This is a genomic window from Xenococcus sp. PCC 7305 (genome assembly GCF_000332055.1).
In the GTDB taxonomy this organism is placed as follows: Bacteria; Cyanobacteriota; Cyanobacteriia; order Cyanobacteriales; family Xenococcaceae; genus Xenococcus.
In genome coordinates this window covers 38,927-55,831 of sequence record NZ_ALVZ01000228.1, presented here as the reverse complement: position 1 = coordinate 55,831, position 16,905 = coordinate 38,927, and the positions used below count along the sequence as shown (strand labels likewise).

General features: G+C 36.4%; 16 protein-coding genes. 6 read left to right on the top strand and 10 right to left on the bottom strand.

Annotation, left to right across the window (positions count from 1 at the left end):
* Positions 1-48: 48 nt before the first annotated feature.
* Positions 49-771 (bottom strand): hypothetical protein, encoded by a 723-nt coding sequence (locus XEN7305_RS23435; RefSeq protein ID WP_006512024.1) that lies wholly within the window; start codon positions 769-771, stop codon positions 49-51.
* A gap of 243 nt (positions 772-1,014) precedes the next feature.
* Here XEN7305_RS23435 and XEN7305_RS23430 point away from each other — a divergent pair, with 243 nt between their 5' ends.
* Positions 1,015-1,509, top strand: a complete 495-nt coding sequence (locus tag XEN7305_RS23430; RefSeq protein WP_006512023.1) for a sterol desaturase family protein — start codon at positions 1,015-1,017, stop codon at positions 1,507-1,509.
* Between the two features lies 1 nt (position 1,510).
* On the opposite strand, the gene XEN7305_RS23425 is transcribed toward XEN7305_RS23430, so the two are convergent.
* The 5 genes from XEN7305_RS23425 to XEN7305_RS23405 all read right to left on the bottom strand — a co-directional run bounded on the left by XEN7305_RS23425 (position 1,511) and on the right by XEN7305_RS23405 (position 6,624).
* On the bottom strand, positions 1,511-2,920 hold the full coding sequence (locus tag XEN7305_RS23425; protein WP_006512022.1) for an ATP-binding protein: 1,410 nt from the start codon (positions 2,918-2,920) through the stop codon (positions 1,511-1,513).
* 199 nt (positions 2,921-3,119) lie between these two features.
* Positions 3,120-3,767 carry a retron system putative HNH endonuclease gene (locus tag XEN7305_RS23420; RefSeq protein ID WP_071591388.1) on the bottom strand — a complete coding sequence of 216 codons (648 nt, stop codon included), beginning with the start codon at positions 3,765-3,767 and terminating at the stop codon, positions 3,120-3,122.
* A gap of 35 nt (positions 3,768-3,802) precedes the next feature.
* Positions 3,803-5,077, bottom strand: coding sequence for an AAA family ATPase (locus XEN7305_RS23415; protein ID WP_006512019.1), 1,275 nt, complete (start codon positions 5,075-5,077; stop codon positions 3,803-3,805).
* A gap of 318 nt (positions 5,078-5,395) precedes the next feature.
* Positions 5,396-5,842 carry a hypothetical protein gene (locus XEN7305_RS23410; RefSeq protein WP_006512018.1) on the bottom strand — a complete coding sequence of 149 codons (447 nt, stop codon included), beginning with the start codon at positions 5,840-5,842 and terminating at the stop codon, positions 5,396-5,398.
* A complete protein-coding gene (locus tag XEN7305_RS23405; RefSeq protein ID WP_006512017.1) occupies positions 5,839-6,624 on the bottom strand; it encodes a hypothetical protein in 786 nt (261 codons plus the stop codon). Before XEN7305_RS23405 ends, XEN7305_RS23410 begins: the two co-directional genes overlap by 4 nt.
* A gap of 157 nt (positions 6,625-6,781) precedes the next feature.
* On the opposite strand from XEN7305_RS23405, the gene XEN7305_RS23400 reads away from it, so the two are divergent.
* Both XEN7305_RS23400 and XEN7305_RS23395 read left to right on the top strand, forming a co-directional pair.
* Complete coding sequence (locus tag XEN7305_RS23400) at positions 6,782-7,018, top strand: helix-turn-helix transcriptional regulator (RefSeq protein WP_006512016.1); 237 nt, start codon at positions 6,782-6,784, stop codon at positions 7,016-7,018.
* Between the two features lie 178 nt (positions 7,019-7,196).
* Positions 7,197-9,380 (top strand): NACHT domain-containing NTPase, encoded by a 2,184-nt coding sequence (locus XEN7305_RS23395; RefSeq protein WP_006512014.1) that lies wholly within the window; start codon positions 7,197-7,199, stop codon positions 9,378-9,380.
* Between the two features lie 258 nt (positions 9,381-9,638).
* On the opposite strand, the gene XEN7305_RS23390 is transcribed toward XEN7305_RS23395, so the two are convergent.
* Entirely contained in the window at positions 9,639-10,067 is a 429-nt protein-coding gene (locus XEN7305_RS23390) for a DUF29 domain-containing protein (protein ID WP_006512013.1), read from the bottom strand.
* 385 nt (positions 10,068-10,452) lie between these two features.
* Here XEN7305_RS23390 and XEN7305_RS23385 point away from each other — a divergent pair, with 385 nt between their 5' ends.
* Both XEN7305_RS23385 and XEN7305_RS23380 read left to right on the top strand, forming a co-directional pair.
* Entirely contained in the window at positions 10,453-12,006 is a 1,554-nt protein-coding gene (locus tag XEN7305_RS23385; protein WP_006512012.1) for a B12-binding domain-containing radical SAM protein, read from the top strand.
* Complete coding sequence (locus tag XEN7305_RS23380; protein ID WP_006512011.1) at positions 12,007-13,242, top strand: NAD(P)/FAD-dependent oxidoreductase; 1,236 nt, start codon at positions 12,007-12,009, stop codon at positions 13,240-13,242.
* Between the two features lie 166 nt (positions 13,243-13,408).
* Here the strand turns inward: XEN7305_RS23380 and XEN7305_RS23375 are convergent, their stop codons facing one another.
* The 3 genes from XEN7305_RS23375 to XEN7305_RS23365 form a co-directional block, all read right to left on the bottom strand.
* A complete protein-coding gene (locus XEN7305_RS23375; RefSeq protein WP_006512010.1) occupies positions 13,409-14,116 on the bottom strand; it encodes a hypothetical protein in 708 nt (235 codons plus the stop codon).
* A gap of 9 nt (positions 14,117-14,125) precedes the next feature.
* Complete coding sequence (locus tag XEN7305_RS23370) at positions 14,126-14,470, bottom strand: hypothetical protein (RefSeq protein WP_238569032.1); 345 nt, start codon at positions 14,468-14,470, stop codon at positions 14,126-14,128.
* 104 nt (positions 14,471-14,574) lie between these two features.
* Positions 14,575-15,687, bottom strand: a complete 1,113-nt coding sequence (locus XEN7305_RS23365; RefSeq protein WP_006512008.1) for a MotA/TolQ/ExbB proton channel family protein — start codon at positions 15,685-15,687, stop codon at positions 14,575-14,577.
* 333 nt (positions 15,688-16,020) lie between these two features.
* On the opposite strand from XEN7305_RS23365, the gene XEN7305_RS23360 reads away from it, so the two are divergent.
* A complete protein-coding gene (locus XEN7305_RS23360; protein ID WP_040899340.1) occupies positions 16,021-16,572 on the top strand; it encodes a PASTA domain-containing protein in 552 nt (183 codons plus the stop codon).
* Positions 16,573-16,905 lie beyond the last annotated feature (333 nt).

The window sequence follows — 16,905 nt, the reverse complement described above, 5'->3', positions numbered from 1 at the left end:
TTAAAAATTAAAGATTAAAAATTAAAGATTAAAGATTTAAAGTGCTAGTTAACTGAAGTATTCCATAAGAGCTATGCTGAACTCTCTTCTGGCAGTGTTATGGGAAAAAAAGCCAAATAATAATTGTTCTAGAATTAATTTGAACAGAAATTTTTTAATATAAGTTTGAATACTAAATTTAATGAGTAACAAAATTGTAATAATGGCGATCAGCGAAGTGATAATTGCAGCGATCTCCTGAGTAAAAAACATGCTAGACAAAACATAAAATACTAGGATTGCCAGCACAAAAGTAATTAATAAAGCTAAAATCCAGGATAGTAAAGAGTTTTTTCTCTGATAGTTAAATGGTAATTGCTTGAGTATTTGCTCGATAGACCAGTAATGAGCTTTAGTGATTGTTTCTAGTAAAGAAAGATTAACGAGAAAGTCTTGACGAATTTGCTGAGATATTTGACCTTGAACTGAAATGTTACTACTGATAACTGCTACTTTTTTTTCAGCTTGGCAATAATAGCTGGTAAAAGTTAGGCCCGATCGCATTATGTTATGGCATTGCAGAAGACTATAATATCTTAAATTAGCCATAAGACCAGAATCGAAAGATAGAGAATTATGGTTAACCTGCATTCTTGCGATCGCAGATAAATTTTCCGAATTAAAATCAAAGTTAACCTGTTGCGGAATAGTTCTGTGACGGGAGATTCTTTGTTCGTCAAGACTAATGTAAAAGTTGTTGATAATTTGCAGGTTACTCAAATCCTCTGGCATATGACATCCTCCCACGGCTAATCCTTCGAGTATAGCGAGGTGTCTTCTTTTATCTGCACTCTTTTTTGAGCTTGGACTATCGCAAAGGGCAAACCCTGGCTAATTTAAGATAAAGTAAAGTATATATTAAAATCACAATTAATTAACATTTTAATATACTAAAAATATTTAAAACTTAAATAAACAACAAAATATTCTTAACTTTAAATAATTAGCATTGCTCCAGTAGATGAGGAGTTGGTCATGCTAATAATTAAAATTGTTTTAGTCGCTTGGTTATTGTTGTTAATTGGCGATTTTTTGTCTACGTTTTTATATCATGTTCCAGAACATGTTTTCGGCAAGTTTCATGGCATTGTTCATCACGGAAAAAATCGCAGTTTTATTCATTATGCAGTACTTACCAAAAACCCTTTAGTCCTTTTAGATGGATTCTTGGGTGCTTTGCCATATTTTATTTTTTTGCCTCTTGGCTGGCAAATTTCTCCCGCAGGAACTATTTTGAGCATAATCCTGGGAGAATTACATGTCATCTGGCGACATGTTTCTGCTATTAATTGGCAAACTCCTAAAGCAATTTCTTGGTTATGTCAGTTGCTATTTATTACTACTCCTGAAATACATTGGTTGCATCATAAAAATGCCAATGTAGCCTATGGTGATATCTTTACTTTTTATGATCGCCCTGCTCAAAAATGGAAACAATTTTTGACTCATATAAAAGTTAGTTATTGGTAATCTAATTAGTCTGTTGTTCTGTTTTTTTGGGCAAAGAGATTTTAAAACAGGTTTTTCCTGGTTCCGATGCGATTGAGATTGTCCCACGATGACGATTTTCCACAATTTTTCTGACAACATCTAAACCTAAACCAGAACCTTTGCCTACTGTTTTAGTCGTAAAAAACGGTTCAAAAATGCGGGATTGAATTTCTGAGGGAATACCGGCCCCAGAATCAATGAGTTTTATCACAAGGCAATCATGTTTATTCATGGTTCTGATTTCAATTATCCCTGTTCCGTCGATGGCAGCGATCGCATTGTCAATTAAATTTGTCCAAACTTGATTTAGTTCGCTCCCATAGGCTGGTATTTGAGGGAGAGTCGGATCGTAAACACGATTGACTTTAATACCTTGCTTTAATTTGTGGGACAAAAGTTGTAGCGTATCTTCGAGCCCTTGATGAACATCGACCATTTGCTTCGCACCTCGGTCTAAATGAGAATAGGAACGCATCGACTGAACCAATTCAGATACTCTTTCTGCACCTCGTAACCCAGATTGGATCATCATCATGACATCAAATGATAATGCTAGCCAGCGTATGCCCATATCCCTCAACTCTGTCGGGTCGTCATGCCATCTTGCTGTGAGCTCATCTAAAAGCTGAGTTTGAATATTTGCAGTGGCCAAGGGCGCGACTAGTTTTCCAGCATCCTTGACCCCATAATTTTCTAACCAGTCAAGCAATATATCTTCGCGATCCATGAGGGTTAATGGTTCTAAACGATGATTGAGCAGAAAATCATAACCATCCTCTCTAGCTTGAAACCATTGTTCGGTATGGTCGTCCTCGACATTGCGCTGTCCATAAACTAGATTCATTCTTTCTAGTTCTAAGATGGCCGGAGTAACGGCTTTGAGGGAACGAACTACCGCCGCCGCAGGATTGTTAAGTTCGTGAGCTAACCCTGCAGCTAAGGTCCCTAATGCAGCCATTTTTTCGCGATTTCTGATGAATGATTCTAATCCCCTAAGACGTTTTTGCATAGTCTTAAAGATAATTCTTTCGAAGTCACGACATTCGTGTAGGGTTACCAGAAAATCTTCTGGGTTAATTTCGTAAATACGACAATCCGCCAAGGCTTTTACTGTTACCGGGACAGAATCGTCCGAGAGAATCTGAATTTCCCCAAAAAAAGCCGGAGCTTGGTGTTTGCCAATCGGCATCTGGATTCCTTCACTCAATCGGGTAACATCCATCGTCCCAGCGAGTAGAATCATAAATCCTCGGTGCGGGTCACCTTCTTCAACTAAAATATCTCCTTTTTTCAGCTTGATTTCTGCTGCGCGATCGCATATCCAAGTGAGGCGAGATTCGGGAAGCTGACGAAATAGCTCAAGTTCTAGCAATTCTTTGATAGACAACACAACTAGATATCCTTATAGTAGCTTTTCAATTACTATAGCCTTTGTTCAAGAGCCCCTGACGGGGTGAAGGCAGAGGGCAGAGGGCAGAGGGCAGAAGGAAAAAATACCCCGGGAATAAAGAATAGAAATTAATGATAGCAAAACCTTTAGTCCATTTTGTTGATTTTTTAGTTTCTGAAGAGTCAGAAATTATTATTTGTTATGTTTTTTTTAGGCGTTCTTCTAAAAAACTTATTATTACTCGACAATAGGGTTTATATTTGCCATTAGATTTACTAGAATAAACTTCCAACCATTTTTCTAAAGTATCTTTTTTCCACTCTCCAGGGTATTTTTTGTTCAGGAGCTCTTGAAACTCTTTTAGTACTATAATTCTTGCCTCTTTTAAATTTTGATTGTTTAAACATAGAATTTCATTAAGTTCTTGGTTTATTACTTTGTTATCTGAGGAAATCTTGCCGTTACCCAAATTAAACCTAACTAATTTTTCACAACTAATGCCGCTAGATTTACCTTGTTGAAAAGGCAAATTAATTCTATCTTGAGGATGTATAGTTATCAAATCATTCTCCTTGCTTTTATCACAATGATATTGAGCTTTGAATCCTCCTTCACCACCTTGGCAGGCAGCAAGTAAATTGGAATATTCTAGTGTCAACTGGGTATTTTGTACTAAGAGAGGATCACTTTGAGGTGTCCAATGTTCAATCCTCATTTTATCTTGAGAGATAGGCTTCATACAATAACAACAAATATATCCTTGTTCTTTTAGTAGAGATTTTTTTAAATCTTCTTTGGTTTGTTTATCTAAATCTTTATAGTTGGCATTATTTTTGTTTTGTTTTATATACTGAGTTAGAGAATTTGTCTTTTGATTTTTTTTTAATCAATTTCATTGAAACTCTCCACAAAGTCTAAATGAGTTTTTGCTCTAATAATTTCTGTGTCTTCTTCCCCTAAACTAGCTTCTAATTCTCTCAATAATTCTTTCGCTTCACTAAGACTATACTTATCTTCATTTTTCATCAAATCAAACATTTTATCAATAATTTCCTGGGTATGTTGCGGGCGATTAGGAACATTAAATAAATCATACAAAATGGAATTACTGTCTCTACCATAACTATGGGGAGTCTCTGCTAAGACTTTGAAATCCTCTAAAATAAAAATACTTTCTTTTTGAACATTACTTAAGACTTGAGGAGAATGGGTAGTAATAAAAAACTGACAATTAGGAAAAATAGTTAGTAATTTGGGAATAATTTCTCTTTGCCATTGAGGATGTAAATGCAGTTCAATTTCATCGATTAGTACTATACCTTCTCCCTCTAAAGGATCATCTAAACTAGGGTTTGCGATTACTAATCTTTTTGCTAAATCTCCGATCATTGCGATTAAAGATTTTTCTCCATCAGAAAGTTGGTTTATTACTAAGGATTCTCCATTTTTTATTAACGTTAAGCTTAAGGGTGGGGGAGATCTTCTAACTCTAAAACTGGTAAAATTAGGCATTAACTGCAAAATCGCATTTCTCACAGTTTCTAATTGTTTGTCGCGATAATTATTGTCTTGATTTAGCCTGAATTCATTTTCGATATCTTCTCTTTGTCGAAACCACTGGAAAAAGCCACTAAAATCAATAACTAATCCTTTTCTTCCTTGAGAATAAGCATCAATTTGTCTGGAATAATCTTTCTTAGGAGTTTCTAAAGATATATTAGCAACTTTGCGATTAACAGGATAATAAACGAATAAGGGAATATTATATTGAGAATTTTCTTGCCAACTTTTTTGTATGAATACAAGGTGTTTTTTGAGATCAGCATGTGAATTCTCACTTACTGTAGTGTCTTGCCATTGAGTTCCCTTTTTTTTGTGAATTTGACAATAACCAAAATTAGTTTTTATTTGTAATTTCGTGAATAAACTTTCATTGTTAATATCTTTATCTTCCAATAATTTAGGTACATTAATAAGATTCTTTTCTGGATTCAGGCAATAAATTATGTAGGATAAAAAACAAGAAATTGCATCTAGGATACTAGATTTTCCAGCACCATTAATCCCAACAATTATAACTAATTTTTTTGGTATCTTTTCTAAGAATATTTTATTAAAGCCTCGAAAATTTTCTAATTCCAGTGCTTCTATATGCATAACAATCACAATCTAATAACTCTGGTTTTTATCACATTAAATCTAATAATCAATATATCTGTTACTTAATTAAATATTGTCCACAGATGAACGCAGATTAACACAGATAAAATTCATGATGAATAGACTTTTCCACTATGCTGATTACTTTTTAATAACTGATGTAAATTATATTGCAAATCTTCTTATTGATTGAGTCATTAGTGTGGCGATCGCGCGACGAGATTAGTCAGATGCTCATGAGAAACTTTAACTCATATCTAACCAATAATAGTGGGTAAACTAAGCCTCAGGATCGCGATCGCTTTATTCCCCTTTTCAATAGTTATTCCTCATCTCTTGATGTCTGCGTTCCACCTCAAACTGTTCTTCTTGAGTTCTACTTCTAGCCCGAAGATTTTTAGTGCAATTTAACTCTAATGATTCTAGTCGCTTCCTATGCTTTTCGTGACGCCATTTTTTCCAGATCTGACGTTCTTCTGCGTCTAGGCGATCGCAAATCTCAGGGTCAAATCTTCGATCTAAAGTGTTGGTCTCATAGAGCGTTTCTCCTAAACGTATATTACAGCTACTAGCGTTACATTCAACTGGTTTATGTCTGTCTGGTACATAATTCTTAATAATCTTTTTAACTAGTGAATATTGTACAAAACCTGTGTCATGGCAACAAAAACAGTTCCAAGTCGGCTGCCAAGATTCTGCTTGATATCCTGGTTGGGCTTCTTCCCGCAGCTTGAGCGGCGAAAGTTGAGGATAGTTATTCATTTACCCGACACGCATTTTTTCAAATATTCGAGTGTCCAAGATTTGGCTTTGCGTTCGTACTCAATCCATCCAGTACCAACGACTTGAACCAGCTGCACGCCGTTTTCGGTTCTTTGTCCAGTCACATGCCCAAGCTGATGCATCAGGTCATACCATTCAGCGAATCGTTTGTCTTTTGTCGCTTTTTGTACTTCAGGAACGGCTTGTTTTTTCCATTCTGAATACAACTCATCAAAATTAGCGGTAATCCATCTTTTGGGCAAAGTGGGGCGTGTTGGGAGTTCGTCTACTTTCTGATTAGCAAAAATCAAAAATTTCTCTCTTTCTTCTGCCGGAATTTGCTCGATTTTAGAGAGAGGAATATGATTTGTATTTGATCTAGTATCTGGGGAATCGCTGGAAGCCTTGTTTTTATTGGGGGTTTGCCGATCACGATTCGCGCTTGGCGTGACATGATTTACACCAGGCGTGACTTCGTTGACGCGAGGTGTTACTCGATTAACGTTTGGCGTGTTCCCATTTTCAGCGGGCATTTCACCGACTATTTGAAAGGTAGTTTTGAGGTTGATCGCAATTGTTTCTTTGATTTTGGCGATCGCCCTGCGGAATTGATGAATGGTGATTCCCAGCTCTTCGATCGCTTTTCTGGGATCGATGGATATTTTCCAGCCTGGGGCAAATTTGATTTTGAGGTAATAGTCTACTAGGCCAAAGGTGGTTAGTTTGCCTAGTCGATAATCTGCGATCGCTTTTTCGAGGGTTATTTGATAGAATTGAGTCATAAGAATCCTCTTGATTAGGGGTGAATTCAAAAGGCGGTTAGTTTTGCAGACAGAGCCGTCTTTTGTTGTGTTCATACATTACCATATTGTTGACAATATCAATAAATTGGTAATATCATTTTTTTTTGGTATATTGTGTTGATAGTATTATTACTAAATGCCAATGATCAATAAAGTAAAATCGCTGGTAGATGCTAGAGGAATTAGCGTCTATCAATTTAGAAAAGACACGGGTGTAGCTCAAACAACAGCTTATGGGCTATACAATAATCCCCAACATTTGCCTTCAATAAGGGTTCTAGAACGTATATGTGATGCTTATAATATTCAGCCGAATGATGTTGTTGAAAGAGTGACCTGGAATCAATATCAAGATATAGATTCTTTAGCATGACCCTAACTAACGCAGACATACAGTTTGCCGATCGCGTTTATGAAACTATAAAATTCATAGGCGATCGCGATAATTTTGCTAAAAAATTAGTTTAATTTTCAGAGTCAAAACCAATTAGAGCTTAAACTAACGATCAATAGCGAGGAAAAACCCTAATCTTTAGAGCAAGCGAACTGTTATGACTCCAGAGGAATATTTAAGTGGTGGCGCGATCGATACTTTTGAAGCCCCTTTTGCCAGAAGCATGACAGGGACTCTCTTTGAGATTGCTAAGAATGTAGGCGGCAGTGTTGTTAAAGTTATTAGCGATAAGCATCAAGCGGCCCAAGCATTTAAAAAATACGCAGACAAATATCAAAGCAAGTATGGTTTGCTGAAACTATTGGGAATGCCTCAAGGAATAGCATTAGAATCGGTATATACTCCCGTTCGGGTTCTTAATGATTCAAGTATTCGGCAATTTGAAACGATCGCAGATCTCGAAGACATTTATCGCCAAAGCAACCAGCGTAGATTTCAGCAAAGAGAATGTCGCCCCGAAGACGGTCTCACCGTAGCTGATCGCCATAAATATTTGATGGTTTTGGGTAACCCTGGAGGAGGAAAATCTACTTTTCTCCGGCGCTTGGGGTTAGAAGCTTTTAACGAAGATAGAAAAGTGTTTCTGCACGACTGCATTCCTGTAATGCTGGAGTTAAAGCAATTTGCTAATAAGGAAGTTGATTTAATTAGCGCGATCGCCGAAGAATTTCAACATTTTGGGTTTCCTCCATCAAAAGAATTTGCCCTTAAAGCTCTAGAAACAGGGAAATTGATGGTTTTGCTCGATGGCTTGGACGAAGTTCCCAACGAATTTACCAACTCGGTGATGAATGCGATCGATAATTTGGTGACACGCTACGAGAAAAATCGCTTTATCGCTTCCTGTCGCATTGCCGCATACCGTAGTAACTTCCAACATGATTTCCAAGTTATTCAGCTAGCGGACTTTGATGACGCTCAAATCAAGCAATTTATTACTAATTGGTTTAGTACCGAACTCGACAGACAAACCGAAACCGCTAAAAAATGTTGGGAGACTCTCGACAACGAGAACAACAAAGCAGCCAAAGAATTAGCCCAAACCCCATTGTTATTAACTTTTCTCTGTTTGGTTTATAACCGTAAACAAAGCTTTCCGCCCACTCGTAGTCGTCTTTATAACAAGGCTTTAGATATTTTGTTAGATGAATGGGCAGCAGAAAAACGCATCAATCAAGAACCTATTTATGAAGGATTGCATACCGATTTAGAGAAGGTAATGCTGGCAGAAATTGCTTATAAAGGTTTCAAAAATGACGAATTATTCTTTGATGAGCAAGAGATAATTAAATCGATAAATGATTTTTTAGCGGATACGGTTGATAATCCTAAATATTTAGATGGCAAGAAAATTCTTAATGCGATCGCAGCTCAACAAGGCATTTTTGTGCAACGTGCCGAGGATGTTTATTCTTTTTCCCATCTCACTTTACAGGAATATTTGACTGCTTTATATATCAATGAGGATGATAGTCTCGTTCAGCAATTAATTACTCAAAATCTAACTGATAAACGCTGGAAAGAGGTATTCTTGCTGGTTGCTGGTCTAAAAAATGATGCTAGTAATTTCTTAGTCTCTATGGAGGAGGAGACTCAAAAGCTCATCAATACTGACAAATTACATCAACTTCTAGAATGGACTAAAAGAATAGCAGATAATTCATCAGGTGATATTCAACCCCTAGGGAAAAGGGCGATCGCTCTCGCTAACGCTTACGCTCTCGCTCTCGCTAACGCTTACGCTCTCGCTAACGCTAACGCTAACGCTTACGCTTACGCTCTCGCTAACGCTTACGCTTACGCTCTCGCTAACGCTAACGCTTACGCTAACGCTCTCGCTAACGCTTACGCTTACGCTCTCGCTAACGCTTACGCTAACGCTCTCGCTAACGCTAACGCTCTCGCTAACGCTCTCGCTTACGCTATTAAACAGTTTACTAGATATATTAAATGGTCAGAAAAATTTCAAATTTATCGAGACGTGAACTATCCTCTGTTAATCAGGAAAACAGAAGAACTTAAACAGCAAATCCCAAATGATTCGGCCGCAAGGGAAATCCGTCAAGCTTTTGCGCAAAAAATGATTAAAACCTGGCTCAAAGCTTTTCATCTCACTCCCGAAATGGTGGATTTAACCGAGCAAGAACTAAGAGCATTAGATAATTACTTCTATGCCAATCTGCTGATGGTCGAATGTGAAAAAGCAGCAGTCAAAGTATCGCGAAGAACTTGGTCGGAAATTGAATCGCGCATGTTAATGCCTTTTAGGGAAACTACTTAGCATTATTACTAAACTGTATAATACGCCTGGTGTGGATTAAAAAATTCACAGATTATATTGAAAGCCATAAGCTATAAGCCATAGGCTATAAGCTTTTAAAGATATTTTGACCTGTATACAGCAACGAAGAATCCTGCTTTCAATGCGATCGCTAATAACTAAAATCACTATATCCCCTGAAGACCTTATAATATAAGCTTTTTCGCCATTGTAATCATAATAATTATGAATGGCTCAGAAAAATAAGCGAACCGACAGTTAGAATTTATCACTAAAGTTGTCAGATAGAGCAAAAGCTTCTGAAATCGAAGCCTCATTAGGTAAATCAAACAGAATCGACATTCTAGCCACCGCCAATCGATGAGCTTTAGGATAAATTTCCGTCAAATAATTTTTTAAGCTAGGACTATCATCCAAAATTCTCTCAATACGAGATCTAAACTCTAGAATTTCTATTTTCCAACCCCGCTTACAGCGATCTCGTTCTGCATCCCAGTATTTTAACTTAAGCAAATGTTCGATTAATCTTTCTAAATAGCTTCGTAAAGCACGGCGATCGCTTTTGCCCATACCTTCAATTTCATCGATTAAATTTTCCCAATCGATCACACCCATATCCTTATTTTTTAAATTCGATACAGTCTTTTGTATCCAGAGATTAAAATCGCGATTATAGAGAGATGACATTTTTGTAGATCTTTTATCCACACTAAATTCTAACCCAAATACTTAGCTGAATATAATTATAATTGGTCATTGATGACTGATAAAACCCATTGATATTCCCGTTCAATATATATTAAATGAATTCCTCAATTTTCTGACATAGGATGATGAATAAGTTTGTCTGACATTAAGTCATTAGTGATCAACGGATTAGGACATTAGTAAACGCTCAAGCCTATGACTTTTGACTCTTGACTCTTGACTCTTGACTTCCGCGCCGATCGCGCTAATGATTTCAGCCCAAAATCCTGAAATAAAGGACAAAAAAATTAATTATCCTGAGATTTTATCCAGTTGAGGGTAGAATTGTCCCAAATATGTAATTTGATATAGATCAAATACCTTTATGCGAGCTTTATTACTATATCCCCTATTCCCTCAAAGTTTTTGGTCTTTTGAAAAAACTCTGGCTTTAGTAGACTGCAAAGCCTTATTGCCTCCTTTGGGATTAATCACTGTCGCCTCAATTTTTCCTAAAGAATGGGAATATAAGCTAGTAGACCGCAATGTCCGCTCAGTGACAGACGCAGAGTGGGAATGGGCCGAGCTGGTGATCATTTCGGGGATGATTGTCCAAAAAACCGATATGATTGCTGGAATCCAAGAAGCTCAAGCTCATGGTCTTCCTGTAGCAGTGGGCGGGCCTTATGCCACATCTTTACCTGATGAAGTGGCAATGGCTGAGTATTTGATTTTGGATGAGGGGGAAATTACGATTCCCCTTTTTGTTGAAGCCTTCAACCAAGGGGCAAAGCAAGGCGTCTTTCGTAGTGAAGAAAAAGCTGCGGTAACGGAAACTCCGATTCCTCGCTACGATTTGTTGGAGTTGGATGCCTACGACAATATGTCGGTGCAGTTTTCTCGTGGTTGTCCTTTTCAATGTGAATTCTGCGATATCATCGTCCTCTACGGTCGCAAACCTCGAACTAAAGAGCCGAAACAAATCATAGCGGAATTGGAATTTATCTATAATTTGGGCTGGCGAGGCGGAGTTTTCATGGTGGATGATAACTTCATTGGCAACAAGCGCAATGTTAAAATACTACTCAAAGAATTAAGAGTTTGGATGAAGGAAAAGGATTATCCTTTTAGTTTTGATACCGAAGCTTCTGTTGATTTGGCCAACGACCCCGAATTGATGGAATTGATGGTAGATTGCAGTTTCAAAAAAGTCTTTCTGGGAATTGAAACTCCTGATGAGGCGAGTCTTGCCTTGACGCAAAAATATCAAAATACTCGTGATCCTTTAACTGAGTCGGTAGATAAAATCACCAGAACCGGATTGCAAGTTATGGCAGGTTTTATTATTGGTTTTGATAATGAAAAGTCGGGAGCTGGCGATCGCATTGTCCAGTTCGTTGAACAAACTGGGATTCCCATGGCAATGTTTAGTATGTTGCAAGCCTTACCCAATACAGCATTATGGCATCGCTTAGAAAAAGAAGGCAGATTATTGAATCAAGGGGCAAATATTAACCAAACTACCCTGATGAACTTTGTGCCCACTAGACCGATTGAAGAGATTGCCCGAGAATATGTCAATGGGTTTTGGGCATTGTATGATCCAGCGCGATTTCTCGATCGCACCTATCGCTATTACCTCAAATTAGGAGCACCTAAACATTCTAGTAAGCGCAGCATAGATTTTAAAACTCTTAAAGCACTGCTAACTATTTGTTGGCGACAAGGAATTGTCCGTTCGACTCGTTGGAAATTTTGGTACAACATTATTAGAATTTTTCTTCGCAGCCCTAGTCTGGTACCTCTTTATTTCGTATCTTGCGCTAATATCGAGCATTTCACAGAATATCGGCAAATTGTGCGCGATAAGATCAATGCGCAACTTGCGGCTTATTTAGCAACCAAAAAAGAACCAGAAGAGGCAGTGGTTACAGTTTAGATGGTAAATCAGCGGGATAGTGATCTTATTGTGATTGGTGGTGGGGCAGCCGGTTTTTTCGGTGCGATCGCCTGTGCCGCGAATAATCCTCTGGCAAAGGTCACTATCTTGGAGGCTGGGAGTCAACTTTTAGCAAAGGTTCGGATTTCTGGTGGCGGTCGTTGTAATGTGACCCATCATTGTTTTGAGCCTGCAAAATTAATTCAAAATTATCCGAGAGGCAGTAAGGCATTAAGAGGTGCTTTTAGTCGATTTCAACCGCAGGATACCGTCAAATGGTTTGAATCTCGCGGAGTAAAATTAAAAACTGAAGCCGATGGGCGAATGTTTCCGATTACGGATGATTCGGCCACAATTGTTAATTGTTTGCTCAAAGCCGCAGAGCAAGCAGGAGTTGGTTTACGAACGAGAACAGTTGTTAAATCTGTTAAAAAGGCTCGCGATCGCGGCTGGCAAGTTATTTTAAAAAATGGCGAAGTTTTAACTTGTAACTCGGTTTTAATTGCCACGGGTAGTAATCCATCTGGTTATCGTTGGGCAAAACAATTAGGACATAATATCGAGCCACCTGTCCCTTCTCTATTTACCTTTGGCATTAAAGATTCCAGGTTACAAGGCTTAGCGGGAGTGACGGTTGTTGATACCAAAGTTAAGTTACTTGGTACAGGCAAAATTAAACTCGAACAAACAGGGCCTTTGTTAGTTACTCATTGGGGTCTGAGTGCTCCTGTGATTCTCAAGTTATCGGCTTGGGGAGCTAGAGTATTGCATGACCATAAATATAATTTGCCTCTAGAGATTAATTTACTGCCTCAATATAATCAAGAAACTCTGAAACAAGAGTTAACTAAGATCAAATCTTCGATGCCGAAGAAAAAAGTTATTACCTATTGTCCTTTTTCAATTCCTAAAAGATTCTGGCAAAATTTAGTAAATTATATAGGGATTAAACCAGAAAAAGTTTGGTCGGAATTAAGTAAAAAAGAATTAAATAAATTAGTTCTAGAATTAGTTCAAGGGAAATATCAAATCACGGGGAAAGGAGTTTTCAAGGAAGAGTTTGTGACTTGTGGGGGAGTGAATCTTAAAGAGATTAATTTTAAGACCATGGAGAGTAAGATTTGTCCTGGTCTTTATTTTGCAGGAGAAGTTTTGGATATAGATGGGGTTACGGGTGGGTTCAATTTTCAAAGTGCTTGGACGACAGGTTGGTTAGCTGGAAATGCGGTCAACTGAAGGCCAACGTTTCGCGATTATGGAAATAATACTATATAGAGCATAAATTTTGTAAAAAAATTGCTTTAATTAAAGTAGATAATAGTACTTCAAATTATGTAATTTTTGAGTTTAATATTAGGTTAACTTGCAGAGTTTATAAACGATCTATTAATTAGTTAACTCTTTATTGAATACTAATGGTTCTACCTCCAGAACCAAATATCCGAAATGCAATTTCTGCATCTACTGTTTGAGGCTCCCAGCCTACATCTAGCCCTCTATTCCAAGCTTCTTGCCTAGCTGCTCTAAAAGTTTCATAACTATCAGCCTTGACAATAAAAGCCAAAAATTCGGTTTCAGGATTTATGTTATCGAGTATTTTTTTGAACTCAGAATTATTTTTGCTCAATTCGACTGAAGTTTCTCCTTTAACTGAGCTCTTGGGTTCATAAACTATGGATTGCCCCACTATTGCAACAGAATAATATTTGTTGGTAGTCTGAAAGTTTTCTATTGTTGCAATTTTTTTTTCTGTACAAGAACGATAATCTCGAATTTTATCTAAGTAGTAATCATATAAACCAAGGCTGATATGATCTGGAATATCAGGTTTATAACAAGTAGGCAAAGAAGAGACTAAATTTTTAAGTTGGCGATCAATTTCCTCATCATAAAGATAATTGACCCTTTGATTGCGCACCTCAAAAAAACGAGCTTTTTTTTCACTTTTAGTAACAACAGGAGTTCTAATTGTTGTTGTCGCTTGAGCAGTAACAAGATATACAAATAAGCAAATAAATACTAGCACTCCTACTGTATTAGTAAGAACATCTAAAAAAGAGTCCAAATTCTGGCTTTGCTGAGTTTGATTTAAATATTTCCTAGTTTTCATAAATTATTTCTATTTGATGGTTAGTTCCCAGTCTTGATTTATTGGCTCATAGCCAATATCAATATTCTTTGACTCAATTACTTCTCTAATCTCTTTAAATATTTCAACGCCATCTGGTCTAATAGCGACAATGAGGTACTCTGTTTCTTGAGCTTTTATGTTGGAAAGAAACTCATCAAAATCTGAACTTTTCTGCTTAAGATTGTCAATTGAAATAAACTCTTTACCAGGATGAATAATAACACCATCACTTTGGCATTCAATATAGCGAGGTATTTTATTTTGTGTTATTGAACTACTTTTTTTAGCAATAATATTTACTTTTTTTGTCTTGCCAGCAGTCTGAGTAACCAATAGAATAATTATTAAAATTAAAGTCCCAATAGTACAAAATAAAACAGAAAGAAAAGGAAATAATTCTATTTCTGAGGAAGAGGAAGTAGGGCGGTAATGCATTATTATTGTATATTATTTTTTTCTTCAACTAGTATAAGACGGCGAGGTAGACTTAATTCTTTAAGAACAGGTTCAAGTTGTTCAAGATTATCGCTTACTCGTTCTAAAATTCTATCTAACTGAGATGATGAACCTAGAAATTTTGAGTCATTATTTAAACTTTGCTGTAAATTTTTTATGGTAACTAATTTATTTTCTAAACCTTTGGTGGTTAATTCAATTTGCTCTATCAGCTGAATATTTGCTTCTTCAATTTTTATTACTTCCTCAATAAAATTTTGACCAGAATTAGTAGTTAATTGTTCGACTGGGTTCTGTATTTTATTCTTTAGTTTTAAAAGCAAGTGATCGTTAAGATAAATATCAACTGCTAATAGTAATCGCGATTCAAAACGTTCCACTGCGACGAGAGGAAGCATAATCAATACGCTAAGCAATAATGCTAAAAGAGTTGTATCGAAGGCAACTGCTAAGCCACTAGTTACAAATCCAATTCCTTCTTTTATTTGCTCAATTTCTTCAGCTCTGCCTAAAAAACTAGTAAATCCATTGACTGCTGAACTAATCCCTACGACAGTTCCAACAAAGCCCATAATTGGAATTGCCCATATCAAAATTCGAGGCAAGACATAAGAAGATGCAGAAGCAGCAGTATAAAATGAAGAGTCATCCGAGATAAATTCTGCCACTGCTGTTCTATTTTCTCCATTAATAAAAGAAGCTAGGACTCTACTACAACGAATAGCAATAAAACTTTTATTTTGATTTAAGTTTTTTTGAAGATTAGCAAGCTCATAAGAATTCGGATTTTCAAAATTAATATGTTCAGGAATTAAATTTTTGGATAATTTTTCCCATTCAGAACTAATTTTTATGAATTTTAATAAAGTAAAAACTATGACACTGCTGGCCATTAAAACAACAATATATTGAGTAAAACCACGTTTATACAATAAATCTCCGATGTAAGAGTTGATGAATACAAGACTCACTCCATATATAAAGATTGTTAGCATAAGGGAGAAAGCTATAACTTGCAACATGTCAATGCTCAAGATATCGTGAAAGAATTTATATTGTTTTGAATTTGCTCGATTTTTTTTTGTTTTGCTCATTGTTTTATTTGACAAGATAGATCTTTAGAAAAAATTACCAGATTCCTATATTGTAGTTTTATGGTTATTTGCCTTTTATCAATCAAAGTAGATTTGAATACTTATATATATTTCCCAATTAGGATAGGTAACTTAGTCAGTAAAAATACATATCTTGAGAATTTTGAATAAATTAAGTAAAAATTAAAAATCATTTAACTGAAATCACAGCTTGTTAGATAAGCTTACAGTATAAATTTATTAAGTAGTTTTCTAGCTCTTAGTAAATGATATTTATTCTTGCCCATAATTAGAAAAATAAGTATAAGCGTTATTATTCCTCTGTTAATCCTATTGAATAGCTGCGGAAAGATTAAAGTTGCTTCAGTAACAGGAGAAGAACTTGGTTATGCTAAAGGTGTCTTAGTAGGTCAAGGTTTACAAGTCAAAACAGTTGAAAAAGAAATAGCCGATGTACCTGAGGGACAGGTCTTAACTCAAAATCCATCTCCAGAAACACCAATAAAACAAGGAGAGTTTGTAACTTTAGTAATTGCGAAATCTCCTCTGTATAGTATTAATGGAAGTATTAGGTTGATAGATAGTAAATTAGGAGGATATGACGACACCTGTTATGGTACGGGAGGATATAATGATATTGATTCAGGCATGTCAATAACAGTTAAAGATGATAGAGGAACCATTATTGCTACTGGTCAAACAGGTTCTGGTAGTCATCCTGAAAGCAGTTCTTATTCTTCTATGATTTGCGTTTTTAAGTTTGATATTATTCAAGTACCTAAAAGAAATTTTTACACTATAGATTTTGGCAGACGTGGTCAACTGAACTATTCCTTTGAAAAATTAGAAGAGATAGACTGGCAAATTACTCTTTCTGTAGGATAAAAAAATTTGAACATGATCTGTTAGGGTTCTACAGCGGTTTGCGTGTCAGTCTGTGACAAGAAAAATTTAAAGTCTAAAGATCATTCGGTTCAAGAAGATGAGTTGTCCCAATTAGTTATGCAAACCGCTGTAATTTTCATAATGTTTGGAAAATAAAATGACTAGCAGGGAATGCTATTTTAGCGGCTCAGTGACTGAAAAGCTGCAACCTCCCCCCGATTTTAGGTCTGCCCTATGCACAGCAGCCCTTAGAAGTGGGAAATTTCAACGCTTCTAGTTATGATGCTTAATGGAAACCATGCGAGATCCGTACCAATTAAGTACGGGTTTTTA